Here is a 15,970-nt window from a genome sequence, read left to right on the forward strand (position 1 = left end):
GCGCAGTCGGGGGGTCGGAACCGGCGGGTCGAACAGCAGCGGAGGAACGCTGGGTCAGACGGTAGTGGCGATGCGGTGCCGGTCCAGCACCGCCCGCACCTCGTCGCTCAGAGGCCGGGACGTGTCGGTCCCGGGATCGAAGCCGACGAGCACGGTGTCGCCGACGGCGCACACGACGCCCTCCCTGTCGAGGATCGTCTGGCGCACCGTGAACGAGCTCGTGCCGAGACGCAGCACCGCCGTCTCGACCTCGATCGGCGCCGACGAGTCCTTGAGCGGCCGCAGGAACTCGACGTCCATCTTCCGGACGACGACTGCGTCGCGCGACGGGAGCTCGCTCAGGAAGAACTTGATGCGCCCTTCCTGCAGGTACTCGACGACCTTGGCGTTGTTGACGTGTCCGAGCCGGTCGGAGTCGCCCCAGCGCACCTCGATCGGGCACCGGTAGGGCCGGTGATCGTTCTGCTCAGTCACGCGTGAGCTTCCGGTGCGTGACACGGTGCGGACGTGCGGCGTCCGCACCGAGGCGCTCGACCTTGTTCGCCTCGTAGGCCTCGAAGTTGCCCTCGAACCAGAACCACTGTCCCTCTTCGACGTTGCCCTCCCATGCCAGGATGTGGGTACAGGTCCGGTCGAGGAACCAGCGGTCGTGGGAGATCACGACGGCGCAGCCCGGGAACTGCTGCAGCGCGTTCTCGAGCGACGACAGGGTCTCGACGTCGAGGTCGTTGGTCGGTTCGTCGAGGAGGATCAGGTTGCCACCCTCCTTGAGCGTGAGCGCCAGGTTGAGGCGGTTGCGCTCACCACCCGAGAGCACGCCGGCCGGCTTCTGCTGGTCGGGGCCCTTGAAACCGAACGCGCTCACGTAGGCGCGCGAGGGCATCTCGTTCTGTCCGACCTCGATGAAGTCGAGACCGTCGGAGACCACCTCGAAGACCGTCTTCTTCGGATCGATGTTCGCGCGGTTCTGATCGACGTAGCTGAGCTTGACCGTGTCACCCACCTTGACGGTGCCGCTGTCCGGCTCCTCGAGACCGACGATCGTCTTGAACAGCGTGGTCTTACCGACACCGTTGGGGCCGATGACACCGACGATGCCGTTGCGCGGCAGCGTGAACGACAGGTCCTTGATCAGGACGCGGCCGTCGAAGCCCTTGTCGAGGTGCTCGACCTCGACGACGACGTTGCCCAGACGCGGCGGCGTCGGGATCTGGATCTCCTCGAAGTCGAGCTTGCGGTGCTTCTCGGCCTCCGCGGCCATCTCCTCGTAGCGGGCCAGACGCGCCTTGTTCTTCGTCTGCCGGGCCTTGGCACCGGAGCGAACCCACTCGAGTTCCTCACGGAGCCGCTTCTGCAGCTTCTGATCCTTCTTGCCCTGCACCTCGAGGCGCTCGGCCTTCTTCTCCAGGTAGGTGGAGTAGTTGCCCTCGTAGGGATGCAGCTTGCCGCGGTCGACCTCGCAGATCCACTGCGCGACGTGATCGAGGAAGTACCGGTCGTGGGTGACGGCCAGCACTGCGCCCGGGTAGGACGCGAGGAACTGCTCGAGCCACAGCACCGACTCGGCGTCGAGGTGGTTGGTGGGCTCGTCGAGGAGCAGCAGGTCGGGCTTGCTCAGCAGCAGCTTGCACAGCGCGACACGGCGGCGCTCACCACCCGAGAGGTGAGTGACGGGCTCGTCCGGCGGAGGGCAGCGCAGCGCGTCCATGGCCTGCTCGAGCTGCGAGTCGAGATCCCACGCGTTGGCGTGGTCGAGCTCTTCCTGGAGCTTGCCCATCTCCTCCATCAGCTCGTCGGAGTAGTCGGTGGCCATGAGCTCGGCGATCTCGTTGAAGCGGTCGAGCTTGACCTTGATCTCGCCGAGGCCTTCCTCGACGTTCTCCTTGACCGTCTTCTCCTCGTTGAGGGGCGGCTCCTGCAGGAGGATGCCGACGGTGGCCTCCGGATCGAGGAAGGACTCGCCGTTGCTGGGCTGATCGAGCCCGGCCATGATCTTGAGAATCGACGACTTGCCCGCGCCGTTGGGTCCGACGACGCCGATCTTCGCGCCGTGGTAGAAGCTCATGGTGACGTCATCGAGGATGACCTTGTCACCGTGCGCCTTGCGCACCTTCTTCATCGTGTAAATGAACTCCGCCATGACCACCAGCGTATCCGGCGACGGTCGATTACCCACATCGTGCAACCACGGGACGCCCGGGGAACGTCGGCGTCAGCGCCGCAGCAGGTCGGCGACGAAGCCGGTGGTGTCGGGCAACGATGCGAACATCGTCTCGGAATGCCCTGTCGGATACGTCCGGAACTGCGCGTTCGCGCCCCCGGCCCACAGATCCCCGATCAGCTTGAACGCGAGCGGCGCGGGCACCGTCGTATCGCGCAGACCCTGGGCGAGGAACAGCGGCCGGTCGTATCCACGGGTCGGCACCGCTACATAGTCGGTCAAGGCAGCGCGGAACCGGTCGTCGCTCAGCGGACGGGCGACGACCTCACCGATGCCGACCTCGCCGTATCGGTCGATCAGCTCGCCGTAACAGAGCTGCTCGGCGGCGTCGACCACCTCCCGTCCGAAGGGCGTGAGATATCCGTCGACGTCCAGGGCAGGATCGGCGTCGCGCAGGCCCGCGAAGATGTAGGCGGCGAACGCCGTGAGCCCGTCGAGACCGAGATCGGGGAAGCCCGGTAGTCCGAGCGGGAACACGTACTCGAGGTTGGACGGCGCGCCCGTCGTGAGCGTCCCGCGGAAGTCCAGCTCGGGTGCGCGGGTGGTCGCCGTCTGCGCGGTGTGCAGACCCGTGTGCCCACCCTGCGACTGCCCGATCACGACCCAGCGGTCGGACAACGCCGGCTCGACGGCGCGTCCCGCCCGCACGATGTCGATCACGCTGTTCGCGGCGCTCTGCCCGTCCAGATAGCGGTGCAGCCCGTCCGAGCCCAAACCCGGATAGTCGGCTGCCACCACGGCGTAGCCCTGCCCGAGCCAATGGTCGAGATAGGTGGTGTCGCGCGGGGTACGGGGCAACCGCGAAGGAGCGCACGAATCGTCGAGACCGACCGTGCCGTGGGCCCACGCGACCACGGGCCACCCGCCCTCGGGCGGGGTGCCGGGAGGGACGAACAACGCCCCGGTCGCCGTGATCGGGCTGCCGTCGCGCCACTGCGTCGTGTAGCCGAGGATGCGAGCCGAGGACGCGCCGGGCAGGGACAACTCCGGCTCGAGTGGGGCGACCTCGACGACGTCGCCCGGCGCCGGGCTCGCGCCCACCGCGGGAGGTGACACGAGGGTCGTCAGCAGCGTCAGAGCACCGGCGAGCAGCAATGCGGGGACACGCGTGAGACGGGTCACGTCGAGGACGATACGGGCCGTCACTCCGCGGCGTCCGCATTCGTCCGATTCGCCGGATCGGGATTGAGCGATCCGTGCGACGGGCACCCTCCGCACATGACATCCCCCTCACACGGATCCGCGCCCGCACCGTCCCCCGCGACCCGCACCGGCCGCGACCTCGCCCGTGTCGTGGCCGTGGCGGCGAGTGCTCCCGTCGCCGTCGTGGTGTCGTTCTTCGGTTCGGGTGCGGCGGGCGGGACGCCGGTCGCGGAGGCCGCGGGCGGTGCGTTGTCCGCCGACGCCACGGCGGTCGCCCCCGGGGGCCCGGCCTTCTCGATCTGGACCCTGATCTACGCCGGTCTGCTCGCGCTGGCGGTGTGGCAGGCGCTGCCGGCACACCACACCGATGCGCGTCAGCGCGCGGCGGGATGGTGGATCGCCGCCTCGATGCTGCTCAACGCCGCATGGATCACGGCGATCCAGTTCGACCAGGTCTGGCTCAGTGTCGTGGTCATCGTCGCGTTGCTCGCCGTACTCGTCCGGGTGTTCCTGATCTTCACCCGAGTGCTGCCGTCGACCAGGCTCGAAGCGGTGGTCGTCGACGGCACGATGTTCGTCTACCTGGGTTGGGTGTCGGTGGCGACCGTCGCCAACACCTCGGCGGCCCTGCGTTACGAGGACATCGATCCGTTCGGATGGGGCGCCGACGTGTGGGCGATCATCGTGCTGGCCGTCGTCGCCGCCGTGTCGGTGGTCCTCGCGACAGCCGGTCGGGGACGACTCGCCGTGACCGGCGCGCTCGTGTGGGGGCTGGCGTGGATCGCGGTCGCTCGCACGAGCGACGACGGTCTGGTCTCCACTCCGGCGGCGGTCGCCGCAGTGACGGCCGCGGTGATCGCCATCGTGGCGACGGTCGTGACACGTATCAGCGCCGAGCGTTCACCGGCCCGCGCGACGTCCGCTGCTTGATCCGCACTGCTCGATCCGCCGCACGCGGCTATCGGCCTTCTCGGTCGCGGCGCGCCAGCTCGGCGAACATCGCGTTGTGTGCTGCGAGGTCGGCGTCGTCGTCGCGCTCCGCAGCCCGGTCGACACGCCGCGCCGTGCGTCGGTCGGTGCGCGACCACTGGACCAGCAGCGCGAGCATCACGAGCACGAGCGGAATCTCACCGGCCGACCACGCGATGCTGCCGCCGACCTTCTGGTCGGAGAACAGGTCGTAGTTCCACGGCAGGGCGAGGCCACGGTAGTAACCCTCGGCCATCACCGTGCCCATGCTCATGAGCGTCACACCGAAGAAGGCGTGGAACGGGAGCGAGCCGAAGACCATGGCCAGCTTCGTCACGGGCTGCACGTCGCGCGGCGACGGATCGACGCCGATCACCACCCAGTAGAACAGGTAGCCACTCAGCAGGAAGTGCAGGTTCATCAGGACGTGGGCGGTGTGGCTGTCGATGAACGCGGTGAAGATCCCACCGAGATACAGCGCGTAGAAGCCGCCGACGAACATCACCGAGGCGACGATCGGATGCGTGAAGAAGCGCGATGGCGGGCTGTGGAGGAACTCGAGGATCCATTCGCGCGGGCCGGGAGGGGCGTTGCGTCCGGCCGGTGTGAACGCACGCAGGGCCAGGGTCATCGCCCCGCCGAGCGCCAGGAGCACGGGAGCGAGCATCGACAGGGCCATGTGCGCGCCCATGTGCACGCTGAACATCGCCGGTGAGTACATGCCGACGCCGGAACTGGTGGCGACGAACAGCACGAAGCAGCCCGAGAACCAGGCGATCGACCGGCCGAGCGGCCACGAGTCGCCACGCTTGCGCAGAGTCCACAGACCGACGGCGTAGGCAGCGGCGAGCACGAGTGCGGCAGTGCCGAAGATCAGGTCGAACCGCCACTGCCCGAAGAACAGGCTCACGAGGGACGGGGGTACGTCGAGCTGGTATCCGAGCTCGACCTCCTGGACCGTCGGCACCGAGGCCGGGGGCGGCGGAGGGGTGCGGCCCAGTCCCACGGCCAGGCCGATCGTGGCGGCGAGGACGAACGCCTCGACGACGGTGAACCGGATGAGAGCCGACCGGCTGGTGGGGTCGGCCTCGAGAGCCGGGAGCGCCCGGCGTCGCTGGGCCCAGCCGAAGACGCCGAGCAGGACCAGCGCGACGACCTTCGCGAGGAGCAACCTGCCGTAGGTGGTGGAGGTCAGGTCGTCGAACGACATGCGAACCGCGGCGTTGATCACGCCGCTGACCGCCATCACGACGAACGCGAGTCCGGCGACGAAGGAGAATCGTCGGGCGGCGATATCGGTGTGCTCCCCTCCCCGCATCGAATGGGCGAGCAGCGCGAACAACCCGCCGGCCCAGACGGACGCCGCGACGAGGTGCAACACGAGGCTGTTGGTCGCCATGTCGTGCGAACCACCCGACGAGGAGTGCCCGGTCAGGGCGATCGGCATGAGGGCGACGAACGACAGCAGCAAGAGATAGGGCGTCCACGACCAGCGCACCGCGAGGCGGGTCAGCACAGCGGTGATCAGCGCGAGCACGGTCGTCCAGGCCCAGGCCAGCGCGACCTCCACCTGGCCGAGTGCCGAGAACAGATTCTCCGGCCGGATGGCCTCGCTCAGCGGACTGCCGGAGGTATCGGACAGAGTCAACGGCACCATCAGCGCGGCGGTGACCGCCCATACCGTTGCCGCGACGCCCGCCGTCCGTACGGCGCGATAGCCGCCGACGTCGAGTACCCCGCTCCGCTGCGGGGGTACGAGGAAGGCTGCGAAGAACAACGATCCGATCGTGATGACGGTCGCGATCTCGGAGATCGCGCGCACCGCGGGCAGTCCGTAGGTCGTGAGCGGACCGGGGTCGGGGATACCGAGCAACACCAGAGCCTGGGCAGCGGACAACCCGACCGCGAACGCCGCGACGATCGCTGCGAGGAGGCCGAAGAGGATCAGCAGTGCCGGCGGGTTTCCCCTCGTGGGGGCGGGCGCCGGAGGCTGCGCGGGAGACGCGAGCTCGGATGTTGCCATGACTACCAGGGTAGGACGTCCACGCCATGACCTACGACACGCCGTCGGAGTCCCCCGGCCCTCGTATCGGTGGACGTGACGACGTCGACGGCGTGCTGCAGGGCCACGAGTGTGTCGGCCGCCACCATCGCGTCGCAGTGCGGAAGCGCGGCGGACATCGATCCGGTCGAGGGCGTGAAGCCGGACTGCCCGGCCCGGGGGTTGAGCCACACCAGTCGGTGCGCGCGACGACGAATCCTGGCCAGGACGTGGACGAGTTCGGTGGGATCGCCGCTGTCCCAACCGTCGGATGCGACTACGACGATCGCTCCGCGCATCAGGTGTCCGTGGCGCGAGGCGGCCACCTCGGCGAGCGAACCGGCGATGCGAGTGCCTCCGAACCGTGTCCGTACGCGCTCGTTGGCGACGTCGATCGCCTGTTCGACCGACCGGTGACGGAGCACGGGCGTCAGGCGCGTCGCTGTGGTGGAGAACACGAAGACCTCGGCCGTTCCGGTGTGCGCCAGCGCACGCACGAGATGCAGATACACCCCTGTGTAGGGACGCATCGAGCGGCTGACATCACAGAACACGACGAGCTGCCGCCGCCGACGACCCGGCCGCGTGCGGATCAGACGGAGCGGCTCGAAACCGGTACTGCGGGAGACGGCGATGCTCGCGCGGACGTCGACGCGCCCGGTGTGGCCTTCGACCCGGCGGCGGGTGCGGCGCGTCGCCCAGCGGATACCGGCCGCCTCGATCCACGATTCGAGGAGTGCGAGGTGCGCCGGGTCGAGGTCGTCGAACCGCTGATCGGCGATCTCGGCCAGCGCACTCGCCACCTCGCGTCCCGGCCGGCCGCCCGCCCGCTCCCCCTCTGCGGATTCGACGATCGTCCTGGTGACCCACGGAACGTCGTGTCCGGATGCAGGAGCCACGCTCGGCCGGCGGGGTCCGTCCGGCGTCACCGCCCCGGACGCGCCTTCGTCCTCCGGTCCCGTACGACGGGCGTGCGGGTCGAGCGGGAGAGGCGCCTCACCGAATACCCGGTCGAACACCGCGTCGAAGGTGGCCAGGCTCTCGTGCCGGTCGACGAGGGTGAGCCGCGCGGTCCAGTACAACCGGGTCCGGGTGGTCGACGGACACGCGCGTAGGGCGCGCGTGAACGTCGCCGCTCCGTCCGCCGGAACCACGACCCCGGCGGACCTGAGCCGGTCGACCAACGCGACCGCGAAGGCGGCGTGATCGACGCCGGGCAGCATCCGGGCGCTCACGACGCCTCGGCGGAGGCGAACCGGGCCAGAGCCTCCCCCAACGCGTCGCCGTCGTCGGGAGTCTTCGCCAGCGCCGCGAGCGACATCGCCGCTTCGGGCCGGACGAGGTCGGTGACACCGAGCGCGGCGAGCGCCGACACCCAGTCGATGGTCTCCGCGATCCCGGGTGCCTTGTCGAGATCGAGTCCGCGAGCCACCGCGACGAAATCCGTGGCGCGTTCGACGAGTGCGGCGTTCGCCGACGGCACCGTGCGACGCAGGATCGCCACCGCTCGGGCGCGGTCGGGATAGTCGATCCAGTGGTACAGGCAACGTCGCCGCAGTGCGTCGTGCAGGTCGCGGCTCCGGTTCGAAGTCAGAACCACGACGGGCGGGCGGGTCGCGGTGAGGGTGCCGAGTTCGGGAACGGTGACCGCGAATTCCCCCAGGAATTCGAGCAGCAACGCCTCGAATTCGTCGTCGGCGCGGTCGATCTCGTCGACGAGCAGGACGGCGGGCGTGTCGCCGCGATGGCGTACGCAGCGCAGGATGGGGCGTTCGAGGAGGTATTCCTCGGAGTACAGGTCGGCTTCGGCGGGAACGTCGCCGCGTGCTTCGGCGAGCCGGATCGCGAGCAGCTGGCGTTGGTAGTTCCAGTCGTAGAGAGCCTCGGCGACCGACAGTCCCTCGTAGCACTGCAACCGGATCAGCGGGCTGCCGAGGATCTGCGCGAGCACCTTCGCGGCGGTGGTCTTGCCGACCCCGGGTTCGCCCTCGAGCAACAGCGGTCGCCCCAGCGCGACGGCGAGATGGATCGCGGCGGCGGTGCCCTGATCGAGAAGGTGATCGTGGCTGTCGAATCCGGCCATCACGTCGTCGACGCCGGTGAAGATGCCCGGAGAGGACGGATCGGTCACGCGATATCGTCCTTCTCGTAGCGGCTACGGCAGCCCGGGCAGCAGAACCACATCGTCCGGCCTGCAACGACGAGGTGTGGGGTGGACTCGGTGATCGTGACGGTCATCCCGCACACCGGGTCGACGGCCGTACGCGATTTCGGTCCCGTCTCCTTCGGCACCGCGACGCGTCGACCCCCCTCCTCGGAGGGGCGAGCGAGGCCGCCGCTGCGCGCGACTCGCACGATGTCGGCGACGATCGACAGTCCGATCTCAGCGGGGGTGCGCGCACCGATGTCGAGTCCGACCGGGGTGTGCACGCGGGCACGCTCGTCGTCGGTGGGATCCACCTCGTCGAGCACCGCGGCGCCACGGGTGCGGCTGGCGACCAGGCCGACATAGCGGCTTCCGGTGTCGAGCGCCGCACGGATCACACTCCCCTCGTCGCCTCCGTGACTCGCGACGATGACCACCGACGCGTCGGCGGGAACGGCTGTCCCGCCGATCCGTTCCACCGAGTAGTCGATACGCCGCGCGAAGTCGCTCACGGCGTCGGCGACGGGCGAGTCCCCGAACACGGCCACCACCAGCGCAGGCATCCGCGGTTCGAGAAAGATCTCGGTGGCACCACCGGACATGCACGGGTTGACCGCGATAGTCGCCCCCGGAGTGTCGGGGAACTCGCCTGCTCCGGCGGGCAGTACCCGCAGGAGCATGCTCTCTCCTCGCTCGAGCACCGTGCGGGACGCTTCGCGCACCGAGTTCTCGGTGCACTGTCCGCCGACGAACCCCTCGATCGTGCCGTCGGCGTGGACGAGCGCCCGGTCGCCCGAGTGCGCGGACGTCGGTGGCTGTGCCCGCACGACGGTTGCTTCCACGAACGGGCGGCGTTCGGTGCGCAACTGTGCTGCCCGCGCCGCAAAATCCATGTCCCCGTACTCCGCTCGTTCGACCCCGTGCTGTGCTCGTTCCACCCCGTGCGGCGCTCGTTCCACCCCGTGCGGTGCTCGTTCCACTCGGAATCCCTCCGGTCGCGTCGCTCAGATCGGCGGGGTCGCGCGACCCTGCATGGCCTCCCACACCCGCGACGGTGTCAACGGCATGTCGGCGTGCCGGACGCCGAAGGGCTTCAGCGCGTCGACCACGGCGTTGACGATCGCGGGTGGGGAACCGACCGTGGCGGATTCGCCGATGCCCTTCGCGCCGATCGGGTGATGCGGTGACGGAGTGACGGTGAACGCCGTCTCGAGCGTCGGCACCTCGAGGGCGGTAGGGATCAGGTAGTCCATGAACGAGCCGCCCAGGCACGTCCCGTTCTCGTCGAACGCGATCATCTCCATCAGGGCCATGCCGATCCCGTCGACGATGCCGCCGTGCACCTGCCCCTCGATGATCATCGGGTTGATGCGGGTGCCGCAGTCGTCCACGGCCAGGAACCGGCGGATCTTCACCTCCGCGGTGCCGGGATCGACGTCGACGACACAGAAGTAAGCGCCGTAGGGATAGGTCAGGTTCTCGGGGTTGTAGCAGATCTGCGCCTCGAGACCGCCTTCGAGGCCTTCCGGCAGGTCGCCGGCGCCGTGGGCGCGCATCGCGATGTCCTGGATGGTGACCGACGCCGACGGGTCTCCCTTGACCCGGAAGGTGCCCTTCTCCCATTCGAGATCGGCGACGGAGACCTCGAGCATGCCCGACGCGATGATCTTCGCCTTGTCGCGCACCTTGCGGGCGACCAGCGCGGCGGCCGCGCCGGACACCGGTGTCGAGCGACTTCCGTAGGTGCCGAGCCCGAAGGGGGTGTTGTCGGTGTCGCCGTGGACGACGTCGATGTCGTCTGGCGGTATGCCGATCTCCTCGGCGACGATCTGCGCGAAGGTCGTCTCGTGCCCTTGTCCCTGGGACTGCACCGACAACCTCACCACGGCCTTACCCGTGGGATGGACACGCAGTTCGCAGCCGTCGGCCATGCCGAGGCCGAGGATGTCCATGTCCTTGCGCGGCCCCGCGCCCACGGCCTCGGTGAAGAACGACATGCCGATGCCCATCAGTTCACCCCGGGCGCGACGTTCGGCCTGCTCGCGGCGCAGATCCTCGTACCCGACGAGGTTCATGGCCTTGCGCATGGTGGTCTCGTAGTCGCCGGAGTCGTACTTCCACCCGGTCTTGCTCGTGTACGGGAACTGTTCAGGGCGCAGGAGGTTCTTCAGTCGTAGTTCGGCCGGATCCATGTCGAGGTCGTAGGCCAGACAATCGACGAGTCGTTCGACGAAGTACACGGCTTCGGTGATGCGGAACGAGCACGCGTAGGCGACACCGCCGGGTGCCTTGTTGGTGTAGACCGCGGTCATGTGGGAGTACGCGGCCTCGATGTCGTAACTGCCGGTGAACACCCCGAAGAAGCCGGCCGGATATTTCACCGGGGCCGCGGTGGCGTTGAACGCGCCGTGGTCGGCGAGGACCCGGGACCGGATCGCGAGGATGCGACCTTCCCTCGTCGCCGCGATCTCCCCGACCATGATGTAGTCGCGCGCGAAGCCGGTACTCATGAGGTTCTCGCTGCGGTCCTCCATCCACTTGACGGGCCGCCCGGTGACCAGCGACGCGACGATCGCCCCGACATAGCCGGGATAGATGGGCACCTTGTTGCCGAATCCCCCGCCGATGTCGGGCGAGATGACACGGATCTTGTGTTCGGGCAGACCCGCGACCAGCGCGTACAGCGTGCGATGGGCGTGCGGGGCCTGGGTGGTGGACCAGAGCGTCAGCTTTCCGGAGATCCGGTCGTAGTCGGCGACCGCACCGCACGTTTCCATGGGCGCCGGGTGCACCCGCGGATAGACGATCTCCTGACGGGTGACGACGTCGGCCTTCGCGAAGACCGCGTCGGTGGCCGCCGCGTCGCCCGCTTCCCAGTCGAAGCAATGGTTGTCGGTCTTCCCGTCGAGATCCGTCCGGATCACAGGCGCCTCGGGTGACAGGGCCGTACGCACGTCCACCACCGGATCGAGCATCTCGTAGTCGACGTCGATCAGTTCGAGGGCGTCGCGCGCCGAGTAGTGGTCGTCGGCGACGACGAACGCGACCTCCTGGCCGTGGAACCGCACCTTGTCGGTGGCCAGCACCGCCTGAACGTCGTTCGACAGCGTGGGCATCCACGCCAAGCCCTTCTCGGCCAGGTCGGCTCCCGTGATCACTGCCCGCACCTTCGGGTGGGCCGCAGCCGCGGACGTGTCGATGCGATTGATCCGGGCATGTGCGACCGGTGACCTGAGCACGGCGAGGTGCAGCATGCCCGGCAACCGGACGTCGTCGACATAGGTGCCGCGCCCGCGTACGAATCGCGGATCCTCCTTGCGCAGCATGCGGCCGTGCCCGCACGGCTTGCGATCGTTGTCCTGCTCCTCCGGGCGTGTGCCCGGTTCGACCGCGGTCATCACGACACCTCCGAGGGTTGCGTGTTCGAGGAATGTTCGGCAGCCCACCGGACCGACCGGACGATGGTGGTGTAGCCGGTGCAGCGGCAGATCTGCCCGGAGATCGCCTCGCGGATCGTCGCCTCGTCCGGGTCGGGATCACGATCGAGCAGGGCCCGGGCGGTGATCATCATTCCCGGGGTGCAGAAACCGCACTGCAGTCCGTGACAGCGCACGAAGCCTTCCTGCACCGGGTCGAGGACGCCGGCGCGTTCGAGTCCTTCGACGGTGAGCACCTCGTGGCCGGCGGCCATGACCGCCAGGGTGGTGCACGACTTCACCGGTTCGCCGTCCACGGAGACGACGCACGTTCCGCAATTGCTCGTGTCGCATCCCCAGTGGGTTCCGGTCAGACCGAGGTGGTCACGCAGGAAATGCACGAGCAGTGTCCGGGGTTCGACGTCGGCGGTGACGTTCTCGCCGTTGACGGTCATCGAGATCTGCATCGGATCACACCCTTTCGGTGACGCCGAGACGTTCGGCGGATCGGCGCAGGGCCCGCACCGTCAACTCCGATGCGAGGTGACGCTTGTAGGCGGCGGTGCCGCGCTGATCGGTCTCGGGATCGCACGCCGACGCGGCCGCTGCGCCCGCCTCACGGAACAGTTCCTCCGAGGGTGGCGAGCCGCGCAGCAGGTCGGTGATCGCCGACAACGCCGAATCGTCGCCGCGCACGGCCGTCAGCCCGACCCGGGCGTCGGTGATCTGCCCTCCCGACGTCCACAGCGCGACGCCCGCCGCGGCCACCGCCCAGTCGCCGGCACGACGCTCGACCTTCTCGTACGCGCTGGATCCGGTGCCCTTTCTCGGCAGCCGCACCTCGACGAGGAGTTCGTTCGGGGCAACCGCCGTCTCGTAGGCGCCGAGATGGAAGTCGTGGAAATCGAGCTCCCGCACCCCGGCCGGTCCGCGAACGACGCATGTTGCGTCGAGCACCGCACACACGGTGGACAGATCCTCGGCGGGGTCGGCCTGGCACAGCGACCCACCGAGCGTTCCACGATTGCGGACGATGGGATCGGCGATCACCCGCTCGGCATCCCGGAAGATCGGGAAGACCTCGGCGAGTTCGTCGGATTCGAGAAGTCGGCGGTGCCGGACCAGGGCACCGAGGCGCACGAACCCGGGCTCGAACACGATGTGGTCGAGTTCGTCCGCGAGATCGTTGATGTCGATCAAGTACTCCGGATTCGCGAGCCGAAGTTTCATCATCGGCAGCAGACTGTGTCCGCCGGCGACAATCCGGGCGCCCTCGCCGTGCCGGTCGAGCAACTCGACGGCGTGATCCACTCCGGTGGCGCGCTCGTACTCGAATGGGCCAGGAACCTGCATGAAGATCTCCCGCCATCAGGTGGCGCGGACCGGCTTTCCCCCGCCGGCCGTCCACACTTCCCCCTGTTGCGCCCAGGTTAGACCCGTGCCGGGATCGACGCGGCGAAACGGACTAATCGGAATCGGATCGCTACGTCGCGGCCGGAGTGCACCGTGACGCTGCCCTCGTCCGGAGCCCTCGGCGGCGCGAGCGGATAGCGTGGAAGGAGCCGACCGGCGGACCCGACGGGAGCACCACGCATATCCATGGACGTGATCAACGAATTCATCATCGGCCAGGCCGCAGCTCTCTGGGTCTACCCGTTGGTCTTCGCCGTGTGCATCCTCGACGGCTTCTTCCCTCCGGTGCCCAGCGAGACCGTCCTGGTGACCCTGGCGTCCCTCTCGGGTTCGACCGGCCGCCCCTACCTGTGGATCGTCATCGTGCTCGCGGCGCTCGGCGCGATCATCGGCGACAACATCGCCTACACGATCGGACGGAAGGTCGGCACGGACCGGTTCCGGTGGATGCGACGCCCGAAGGCACGAGCCGCTTTCGCATGGGCGCGACGCGGACTCGACAAGCGTGGCGCGGCAGTGATCCTCACGGCCCGCTACATCCCGATCGGCCGGATCGCCGTGAACATGACGGCCGGAGCGACCCGATACCCGCGGCGGAAGTTCGTGCCCCTCACGATCCTCGGCGGTACGACCTGGGCGCTGTACTCGGCGCTGGTGGGCCGCCTCGTCGGTGGCTGGTTCGAATCGCAACCGCTGTTCGGTGCGGCCGTGTCCATCTGCGTCGCGGTGGTCCTGGGGGTCGGAATCGACCACCTCATCCAGCGGTTCAAGACCGGGGATGTGGACGTTCCCCGGGGCGAATCGAGCACCGACGACGACCGCGGCACAGCGCTCGAGCGATGACCCTCCGACGGTGAGGGTGCGTGCATCCACCACCGGCGGCACCCGCTAAGATTCTGGCCGCGCCTCCGTAGCTCAGCTGGATAGAGCAAGAGCCTTCTAATCTCTAGGTCGCAGGTTCGAGTCCTGCCGGGGGCACCTCCGACCGCCGGCGGATCATTCCCGGCGGGGCCGCACATCCTACTTCCGAAACGGGCAATTCACCCCACTCACACGCCGCTCCGGCCGTGTGTTTCTCATCCCACCTCGCTGCCGGGTTAACACATGCTAAGGACCACGTCCTATAGTTCTCGTCGTAAATCCCGTGTTACAGAATCCTCACAGAGTCAGGTAGGTGGGCGTGTCGACATCGGACCGCATCGAAGAGATCTACGAACAGGTCAAGGCCCGCAACGCAGGTGAACCCGAATTCCACCAGGCTGCGGCCGAAGTGTTCGAGTCTCTGCATGTCGTGCTCGAGCGGCACCCCGGATACTTCGAATCCGGCCTGATCGAGCGCCTGTGCGAGCCCGAACGGCAGATCATCTTCCGCGTGCCGTGGATCGACGACCAGGGCAACGTCCACGTCAACCGTGGCTTCCGCGTGCAGTACAACAGCGTTCTCGGCCCCTACAAGGGCGGCCTGCGCTTCCACCCGAGCGTGAACCTCGGCATCGTCAAGTTCCTCGGCTTCGAGCAGATCTTCAAGAACGCTCTCACCGGCCTGCCCATCGGCGGCGGCAAGGGCGGCTCGGACTTCGACCCCAAGGGTCGCTCCGAGCAGGAGATCATGCGCTTCTGCCAGTCCTTCATGACCGAGCTGCACCGCCACATCGGCGAGTACACCGACGTCCCGGCCGGTGACATCGGTGTCGGTGGCCGCGAGATCGGCTACCTCTTCGGCCAGTACAAGCGCCTCACCAACTCCTACGAGTCCGGCGTGCTCACCGGCAAGGGTCTCACCTGGGGCGGCTCGCAGGTGCGCAAGGAGGCCACCGGTTACGGCGCGGCCTACTTCGTCAACGAAATGGCCAAGACCGCGGGAACCTCGCTCGATGGCCGCACCGCCGTCGTCTCGGGTTCCGGCAATGTCGCGATCTATGCCATCGAGAAGATCCACCAGCTCGGCGGCACCGCGATCGCCTGCTCCGACTCCTCCGGCTACATCGTCGACCGCAAGGGCCTGGACGTCGCTCTCCTCAAGGAGATCAAGGAGGTCCGACGCGGACGCATCTCCGAGTACGTCGACGAGCGCGGCGACGCCGAGTTCTTCCCCGGCGGCAACATCTGGAACGTGCCGTGTGATGTCGCACTGCCGTGTGCCACGCAGAACGAACTCGACGAGGAATCGGCGAAGACCCTCGTCAACAACGGCGTGAAGATCGTCGCCGAGGGCGCCAACATGCCCACCACCCCGGGTGGCATCGGCGTCTTCCGCGATGCCGGAGTCGCCTTCGCGCCCGGCAAGGCCGCCAACGCCGGTGGTGTGGCGACCTCCGCACTGGAGATGCAGCAGAACGCCTCGCGCGACTCGTGGCACTTCGACTACACCGACGAGCGTCTCGCCGGCATCATGGCCGACATCCACGGCCGCTGCGTCGAGACCGCCGCCGAGTACGGCAAGCCGGGCGACTACATCCACGGCGCCAACATCGCGGGCTTCGTGAAGGTCGCCGACGCGATGTTCGCACTGGGCGTCATCTGACGACCGACTTTTCGCACTCGAGTGCGGGTACCGACGAGTTCGGTACCCGCACTTCGTGTTTCGGCGCTCGCCGGGTTCAGGTGCACGTCACCTCTCG

Annotated in this window: 13 protein-coding genes and 1 tRNA gene; 4 read left to right on the plus strand and 10 right to left on the minus strand. The window is 68.2% G+C overall.

Annotated elements, in window-relative coordinates:
• Positions 1–54: 54 nt before the first annotated feature.
• The 3 genes from GON09_RS09090 to GON09_RS09100 form a co-directional block, all read right to left on the minus strand.
• Positions 55–474 (minus strand): acyl-CoA thioesterase, encoded by a 420-nt coding sequence (locus GON09_RS09090; RefSeq protein ID WP_213931515.1) that lies wholly within the window; start codon positions 472–474, stop codon positions 55–57.
• Positions 467–2,140, minus strand: coding sequence for an energy-dependent translational throttle protein EttA (gene ettA / locus GON09_RS09095; protein WP_213931516.1), 1,674 nt, complete (start codon positions 2,138–2,140; stop codon positions 467–469). Before ettA ends, GON09_RS09090 begins: the two co-directional genes overlap by 8 nt.
• A 72-nt stretch (positions 2,141–2,212) precedes the next feature.
• Positions 2,213–3,343: a lipase family protein gene (locus GON09_RS09100; RefSeq protein ID WP_374195297.1), complete on the minus strand. Its 1,131-nt coding sequence runs from the start codon at positions 3,341–3,343 to the stop codon at positions 2,213–2,215.
• A 96-nt stretch (positions 3,344–3,439) separates the two neighbouring features.
• Between GON09_RS09100 and GON09_RS09105 the strand changes: the two genes are divergently transcribed.
• Positions 3,440–4,294: a tryptophan-rich sensory protein gene (locus GON09_RS09105; protein WP_213931518.1), complete on the plus strand. Its 855-nt coding sequence runs from the start codon at positions 3,440–3,442 to the stop codon at positions 4,292–4,294.
• A 28-nt stretch (positions 4,295–4,322) separates the two neighbouring features.
• Here GON09_RS09105 and GON09_RS09110 read toward each other — a convergent pair whose 3' ends face one another.
• From GON09_RS09110 to GON09_RS09140, 7 genes are all read right to left on the minus strand, one after another.
• Positions 4,323–6,356, minus strand: a complete 2,034-nt coding sequence (locus tag GON09_RS09110) for a cytochrome c oxidase assembly protein (protein ID WP_213931519.1) — start codon at positions 6,354–6,356, stop codon at positions 4,323–4,325.
• A 2-nt stretch (positions 6,357–6,358) separates the two neighbouring features.
• On the minus strand, positions 6,359–7,609 hold the full coding sequence (locus GON09_RS09115) for a vWA domain-containing protein (RefSeq protein ID WP_213931520.1): 1,251 nt from the start codon (positions 7,607–7,609) through the stop codon (positions 6,359–6,361).
• Positions 7,606–8,457: an AAA family ATPase gene (locus GON09_RS09120; RefSeq protein WP_213934368.1), complete on the minus strand. Its 852-nt coding sequence runs from the start codon at positions 8,455–8,457 to the stop codon at positions 7,606–7,608. Before GON09_RS09120 ends, GON09_RS09115 begins: the two co-directional genes overlap by 4 nt.
• A gap of 44 nt (positions 8,458–8,501) precedes the next feature.
• Positions 8,502–9,413, minus strand: coding sequence for an XdhC family protein (locus GON09_RS09125; protein WP_213931521.1), 912 nt, complete (start codon positions 9,411–9,413; stop codon positions 8,502–8,504).
• 111 nt (positions 9,414–9,524) lie between these two features.
• Complete coding sequence (locus tag GON09_RS09130; RefSeq protein ID WP_213931522.1) at positions 9,525–11,918, minus strand: aerobic carbon-monoxide dehydrogenase large subunit; 2,394 nt, start codon at positions 11,916–11,918, stop codon at positions 9,525–9,527.
• Positions 11,918–12,403 (minus strand): (2Fe-2S)-binding protein, encoded by a 486-nt coding sequence (locus GON09_RS09135; RefSeq protein ID WP_213931523.1) that lies wholly within the window; start codon positions 12,401–12,403, stop codon positions 11,918–11,920. Before GON09_RS09135 ends, GON09_RS09130 begins: the two co-directional genes overlap by 1 nt.
• A gap of 4 nt (positions 12,404–12,407) precedes the next feature.
• Positions 12,408–13,289 (minus strand): FAD binding domain-containing protein, encoded by an 882-nt coding sequence (locus GON09_RS09140; RefSeq protein WP_213931524.1) that lies wholly within the window; start codon positions 13,287–13,289, stop codon positions 12,408–12,410.
• A gap of 246 nt (positions 13,290–13,535) precedes the next feature.
• Here GON09_RS09140 and GON09_RS09145 point away from each other — a divergent pair, with 246 nt between their 5' ends.
• The 3 genes from GON09_RS09145 (at position 13,536) to gdhA (ending at position 15,873) form a co-directional block, all read left to right on the plus strand.
• Positions 13,536–14,192 carry a DedA family protein gene (locus GON09_RS09145; RefSeq protein ID WP_213931525.1) on the plus strand — a complete coding sequence of 219 codons (657 nt, stop codon included), beginning with the start codon at positions 13,536–13,538 and terminating at the stop codon, positions 14,190–14,192.
• 61 nt (positions 14,193–14,253) lie between these two features.
• A tRNA-Arg gene (locus GON09_RS09150) sits at positions 14,254–14,327 on the plus strand.
• A gap of 202 nt (positions 14,328–14,529) precedes the next feature.
• The gene (gdhA, locus tag GON09_RS09155) at positions 14,530–15,873 is read left to right on the plus strand and encodes an NADP-specific glutamate dehydrogenase (RefSeq protein WP_213931526.1); all 1,344 of its coding nucleotides are present in this window, start codon (positions 14,530–14,532) and stop codon (positions 15,871–15,873) included.
• The last annotated feature ends 97 nt before the right edge of the window (positions 15,874–15,970 follow it).

The sequence above is a fragment of the Rhodococcus sp. B50 genome (assembly GCF_013602415.1).
GTDB lineage: Bacteria > Actinomycetota > Actinomycetes > Mycobacteriales > Mycobacteriaceae > Rhodococcus.

What these genes read in the sequence shown, in the direction of transcription:
- GON09_RS09110 (WP_213931519.1), bottom strand. Translation starts at nt 6,356, where the DNA reads ATGGCAACATCCGAGCTCGCGTCTCCCGCGCAGCCTCCGGCGCCCGCC.
- GON09_RS09130 (WP_213931522.1), bottom strand. Translation starts at nt 11,918, where the DNA reads ATGACCGCGGTCGAACCGGGCACACGCCCGGAGGAGCAGGACAACGAT.
- GON09_RS09140 (WP_213931524.1), bottom strand. Translation starts at nt 13,289, where the DNA reads ATGCAGGTTCCTGGCCCATTCGAGTACGAGCGCGCCACCGGAGTGGAT.
- GON09_RS09120 (WP_213934368.1), bottom strand. Translation starts at nt 8,457, where the DNA reads ATGGCCGGATTCGACAGCCACGATCACCTTCTCGATCAGGGCACCGCC.
- ettA (WP_213931516.1), bottom strand. Translation starts at nt 2,140, where the DNA reads ATGGCGGAGTTCATTTACACGATGAAGAAGGTGCGCAAGGCGCACGGT.
- GON09_RS09105 (WP_213931518.1), top strand. Translation starts at nt 3,440, where the DNA reads ATGACATCCCCCTCACACGGATCCGCGCCCGCACCGTCCCCCGCGACC.
- GON09_RS09125 (WP_213931521.1), bottom strand. Translation starts at nt 9,413, where the DNA reads ATGGATTTTGCGGCGCGGGCAGCACAGTTGCGCACCGAACGCCGCCCG.
- GON09_RS09135 (WP_213931523.1), bottom strand. Translation starts at nt 12,403, where the DNA reads ATGCAGATCTCGATGACCGTCAACGGCGAGAACGTCACCGCCGACGTC.
- GON09_RS09145 (WP_213931525.1), top strand. Translation starts at nt 13,536, where the DNA reads ATGGACGTGATCAACGAATTCATCATCGGCCAGGCCGCAGCTCTCTGG.